The organism is Salipiger sp. (assembly GCF_059781815.1).
Window position 1 is genome coordinate 1 of the sequence record NZ_JBYNAH010000299.1, and the last position, 4,766, is coordinate 4,766.

Annotated in this window: 6 protein-coding genes; all 6 read left to right on the forward strand. The window is 65.2% G+C overall.

Going from position 1 to position 4,766, the window contains the following annotated elements; genetic code table 11:
• Positions 1-355 (forward strand): transporter substrate-binding protein (locus AC6RA4_RS23305; protein ID WP_500164352.1); only part of this gene is annotated, 355 nt, incomplete at its 5' end.
• A gap of 153 nt (positions 356-508) precedes the next feature.
• Positions 509-1,435 (forward strand): urea ABC transporter permease subunit UrtB, encoded by a 927-nt coding sequence (gene urtB / locus AC6RA4_RS23310; protein ID WP_500164354.1) that lies wholly within the window; start codon positions 509-511, stop codon positions 1,433-1,435.
• Between the two features lie 13 nt (positions 1,436-1,448).
• A complete protein-coding gene (urtC, locus tag AC6RA4_RS23315) occupies positions 1,449-2,588 on the forward strand; it encodes an urea ABC transporter permease subunit UrtC (RefSeq protein WP_500164356.1) in 1,140 nt (379 codons plus the stop codon).
• 11 nt (positions 2,589-2,599) lie between these two features.
• On the forward strand, positions 2,600-3,358 hold the full coding sequence (urtD, locus tag AC6RA4_RS23320) for an urea ABC transporter ATP-binding protein UrtD (RefSeq protein ID WP_500164357.1): 759 nt from the start codon (positions 2,600-2,602) through the stop codon (positions 3,356-3,358).
• Positions 3,359-3,370: 12 nt separating this feature from the next.
• Positions 3,371-4,060 carry an urea ABC transporter ATP-binding subunit UrtE gene (gene urtE, locus AC6RA4_RS23325; RefSeq protein WP_500164359.1) on the forward strand — a complete coding sequence of 230 codons (690 nt, stop codon included), beginning with the start codon at positions 3,371-3,373 and terminating at the stop codon, positions 4,058-4,060.
• 23 nt (positions 4,061-4,083) lie between these two features.
• Positions 4,084-4,766, forward strand: a 683-nt coding sequence (locus tag AC6RA4_RS23330; protein ID WP_500164361.1) for an acetamidase/formamidase family protein, incomplete at its 3' end; no start/stop codon positions are given.

Below are 4,766 nucleotides of genomic sequence, written 5' to 3' on the forward strand. Positions count from 1 at the left end.
GAAGTACTTCCAGTCGCTCGACAACGACAACAACCGCGAGTTCGTGGCCGCCTTCAAGGAGATGTGGGGCGACGACATGGTGATCGGCGACGTGACGCAGGCGGCCTATCTCGGCCCGTGGCTGTGGAAGGCGGCGGTCGAGAAGGCGGGATCGTTCGATGTCGACAAGGTGCGTGCGGCCAGCCCGGGCATCGAGCTGACCTCGGCGCCGGAGGGCTACGTGAAGGTGCACGAGAACCACCACCTGTGGTCCAAGACCCGCGTCGGGCGGGCCCAGGCCGACGGCCAGTACGAAGTGGTCTTCGAGACCGCGGACCTCGTCGAGCCCAACCCCTTCCCCGAGGGCTACCAGTAAGAGGCAGGGGCGCAGGGCCGGGCAACCCCGACCGGACCCTGTGCAAGGTGCCCGCGCCGTCTTCCCTCGGCGCGGGCCAACCGTTCCCTGCTCCTCCCCCGCCGCGTCGGGACAGGCGCGCGGGTGTTCTCTCCCGACAGGAAAGCTGACCACATGTTTGCCGATTACAGCTGGAGCGAGCTGACCGCGATCTTCGCGATGCAGGGTTTCGCCGGCCTCATCCTCTTCTCCGTCTTCGTGCTCATGGCGCTCGGGCTGGCCATCATCTTCGGCCAGATGGGCGTCATCAACATGGCGCATGGCGAGTTCATGATCCTTGGCGCCTACGTGACCTACCTGGTCTCGATCTTCTTCGCCGAGGCGCTGCCGGCGCTGTTCCCGGCGTATTTCTTCGTGGCGATGATCCTCGCCTTCATTGCCGCAGGCGCGCTGGGCATGTTCGTCGAATGGGCGATGATCCGGCATCTCTACAAGCGCCCGCTGGATACGCTGCTCGCCACGTGGGGCCTCAGCCTGATCCTGCAGCAGGTCTATCGCTCGGTGTTCGGCGCCCGCGAAGTCGGCGTGACGATCCCCGACTGGATGATGGGCTCGCTGCCGCTGACCGACATGATCGAGATCCCGATCAACGGCATCTTCGTGATGGTGCTGGCCATCGGCATTTCCGTTGCCGTCTACGTGATGATGTACCGCTCGCGCTGGGGCCAGCAGGTCCGTGCGATCAACCAGAACCGCGTCATGGCCGGCGCCGTCGGCATCAACACCGAATGGACCGACCGGATGACCTACGGCATCGGCTGCGGCATCGCCGGGGTCGCGGGCTCGGCCTTCACGATGATCGGCTCGACCGGGCCCACCGCCGGCCAGCTCTACATCGTCGACACCTTCCTCGTGGTGGTCTTCGGCGGCGCGGCCAGCCTGCTCGGCACCATCGCCTCCGCCTTCACCATCAGCCAGGCGCAATCGATCATGGAGTTCTTCCTCTCGGGATCGATGGCCAAGGTTCTCACGCTGCTCGTGGTGATCGGCATCCTGATGCTGCGCCCGCAGGGCCTCTTCGCCCTCAAGCTGCGCAAGTAAGGAGCCCGGACCGATGCAAGTCACGCGCAAGAATTCGCTGTTTACCCGCTACGAGCTGATCGGCTTCGCCATCCTCGCCGCCATCATCTTCGTGGTCTTCCCGATGATCTGGGCCACCTGCCGGCTCACCCTCTTCGGCAAGTACCGGACCTCGGCCTTCGTGGCGGTGGGGCTGGTGCTGTGCTGGGGGGCAGGGGGCATCCTGTCGCTGGGGCAGGGGGTGTTCTTCGGGCTGGGGGGCTATTGCATGGCGATGTTCCTCAAGCTCGAGGCCTCGACGCCCGAGAACACCGCGATCCAGTCGACCCCGGGCATCCCCGATTTCATGGACTGGAACCAGCTCACAGCGCTGCCGTGGTGGTGGGAGCCGTTCCACTCGCTGACGCTCTCGCTGATCGCGGTGATCGTGGTGCCGGTGGCCTTTGCCTTCATCATCGGCGTCGCGATGTTCCGCCGCCGGGTGGGGGGCGTCTACTTCGCCATCATCACCCAGGCCATCGCGGCGGTGATGACGATCCTGATCATCGGCCAGCAGGGCTATACCGGCGGCGTCAACGGCATCACCGACCTGCGCACGCTCCTGGGCTGGGACATCCGCACCGACGAGGCCAAGGAGATCCTCTACTTCGTCAACGGCGCGCTGCTCTTCGTCTGCCTCGGAATCGCGCAATACGTCCGCAAGTCGAAGCTCGGCCGCCTGCTCATCGCCATGCGCGATCAGGAAGACCGGGTGCGCTTCTCCGGCTATGACGTGGCCAATTTCAAGATCTTCATCTTCTGCCTCGGCGCCGCCTTCGCCGCCGTTGGCGGGGCGATGTTCACCCTGCAGGTGGGCTTCATGTCGCCGAGCTTCGTGGGCATCGTGCCCTCGATCGAGATGGTGATCTTCGCCGCCGTCGGCGGGCGCCTGTCGATCCTCGGCGCGGTCTACGGAACGCTGCTGGTGAACTGGGCCAAGACCACCTTCTCCGAGAGCTTCCCCGAGCTCTGGCTGCTCGGTCTCGGCGCGCTCTTCATCGCAGTGGTCATGGCCTTCCCCAACGGGCTTGCGGGCGTCTGGTCGGAGCACGTCATGCCGCGGCTGCGCAAGCTCGGCTCGCGCGGCGACAGCGGCACGCCCGATGCTGCGCCCTCCACCCCGGCCGCTGAATAAGGAGACCCGACATGCTGGATCACGCCAAGGGCAATCCCAACTACGTGCTGATGGTCGAGGGGCTGACCGTCTCCTTCGACGGCTTCAAGGCGGTCAACGACCTCAGTTTCTATGTCGAGCCCAACGAGTGCCGGGTGATCATCGGCCCGAACGGGGCCGGCAAGACCACCGTGCTCGACCTGATTTGCGGCCGCACCCGCGCCACCGAGGGCTCGGTGCAGTTCAAGGGGCAGGAGCTGCTCAAGATGCGCGAGGACCAGATCGTGCATGCCGGTGTGGGGCGCAAGTTCCAGACCCCTTCGGTCTACGAGGATCTCTCGGTCTACGAGAATCTCGAGCTGAGCTTTCCCAAGGGTCACGGGGTCTTCGGGGCGCTGTTCTTCGCCCGCGACGAGGAGGTCAACGCCCGCATCCTCGAGATCGCCGAGCTGATCTTCCTCGACGAGCAGCTCGACGAGAAGGCGGCCTATCTCAGCCACGGCCAGAAGCAATGGCTCGAGATCGGCATGCTGCTTATCCAGGACCCGCAGCTTCTGATGCTCGACGAGCCGGTCGCCGGCATGTCGGTGGCCGAGCGCAAGAAGACCGCCGAACTGCTCAACCGCATCATCCAGGATCGCTCGGTGATCGTCATCGAGCACGACATGGGCTTCGTCGAGGACATCGCGACCCGCGTCACCGTTCTGCACCAGGGCAAGGTCCTGTCCGAGGGCTCGATGGAGCGGGTGCAGAACGATCCCAAGGTCATCGAAGTCTATCTCGGCCACTGAGGAGCGCGAGCCATGCTGAACATTTCCCAACTGCGCGCGGCCTACGGCGAATCCGAGGTGCTGCACGGCCTCGACCTCGAAGTGCCCAAGGGCGAGATCGTCGCCATCATGGGCCGCAACGGCATGGGCAAGACGACGCTCATGAAGACCCTCATGGGGATCGTGCCCACCAAGTCCGGCGGCGCCAGCATCGACGGTGCCGACGTCACTGCGATGAAGAGCCACGAGCGCGTCGCCTCCGGCATCGCCTACGTGCCGCAGGGGCGGATGATCTTCTCGTCGATGACGGTGCAGGAGAATGTCGAGACCGGGCTCACCGTGACCGGCAAGAAATCCGTGCCGGGCGATATCTACGAGCTCTTCCCGGTGCTGCTCGAGATGAAGGGCCGCCGCGGCGGCAACCTCTCGGGTGGCCAGCAGCAGCAGCTTGCCATCGCGCGGGCGCTGGCCTCGGATCCCAAGGTCCTGCTTCTCGACGAGCCGACCGAGGGCATCCAACCCTCGATCATCCGCGAGATGGCCCGCACGCTGCGCCGCATCCGCGACGAGCGCGGCCTGTCGATCGTGGTGTCCGAACAGGTGCTGAGCTTCGCGCTCGACGTCGCCGACCGGGTGCTGGTGATCGAGAACGGCAATTTCGTCCACGACAGCCCGCGCGAGGGCATCGACGAGGCCAAGGTCTCGAAATTCCTTTCCGTCTAACCAAACCAAGCAGGGAGACTACCATGCCTGACACCTCGTTCTCCGCCACCACTGGCACGGATACGCTGATCTCGGTCGATCTGTCCGAGAGCCCCCACACCAACGAGAACATCCACAACCGCTGGCATCCCGACATCCCGATGGCGGTCTGGGTCGAGCCGGGCGACGATTTCAAGATCGAGACCTACGACTGGACCGGCGGGCAGATCCACAACAACGACGATGCCTCCGACGTGCGCGATGTCGAACTGCAGCAGGTGCATTACCTCTCCGGCCCGATCGGGGTGAAGGGGGCCGAGCCGGGCGACCTGCTCAAGGTCCACATCCTCGATATCGGTGCCAAGGAAGAGATGAACTGGGGTTTCAACGGCTTCTTCTCCAAGCAGAATGGCGGCGGCTTCCTGACCGATCACTTCCCCGAGGCGCAGAAATCGATCTGGGATTTCGAGGGCATGTTCACCAAGTCGCGCCACGTGCCGGGTGTGAAATACGCCGGCCTCATCCACCCGGGCCTGATCGGCTGCCTGCCCGACCGCAAGATGCTCGACATGTGGAACGCCCGCGAGGCGGCGCTGGTCGCCACCGATCCCAACCGGGTGCCGGCGCTGGCCGAGCTGCCCAACACCCAGTCGGCCCATATGGGCAAGATGACGGGCGACGAGCGCGCCGCCGCAGCGGCCGAGGCCGCCCGCACCGTGCCGCCGCG

Excerpts from the sequence above, each read along its gene's own strand:
- urtB (WP_500164354.1), top strand. The coding sequence starts at position 509 with ATGTTTGCCGATTACAGCTGGAGCGAGCTGACCGCGATCTTCGCGATG.
- urtD (WP_500164357.1), top strand. The coding sequence starts at position 2,600 with ATGCTGGATCACGCCAAGGGCAATCCCAACTACGTGCTGATGGTCGAG.
- urtC (WP_500164356.1), top strand. The coding sequence starts at position 1,449 with ATGCAAGTCACGCGCAAGAATTCGCTGTTTACCCGCTACGAGCTGATC.
- urtE (WP_500164359.1), top strand. The coding sequence starts at position 3,371 with ATGCTGAACATTTCCCAACTGCGCGCGGCCTACGGCGAATCCGAGGTG.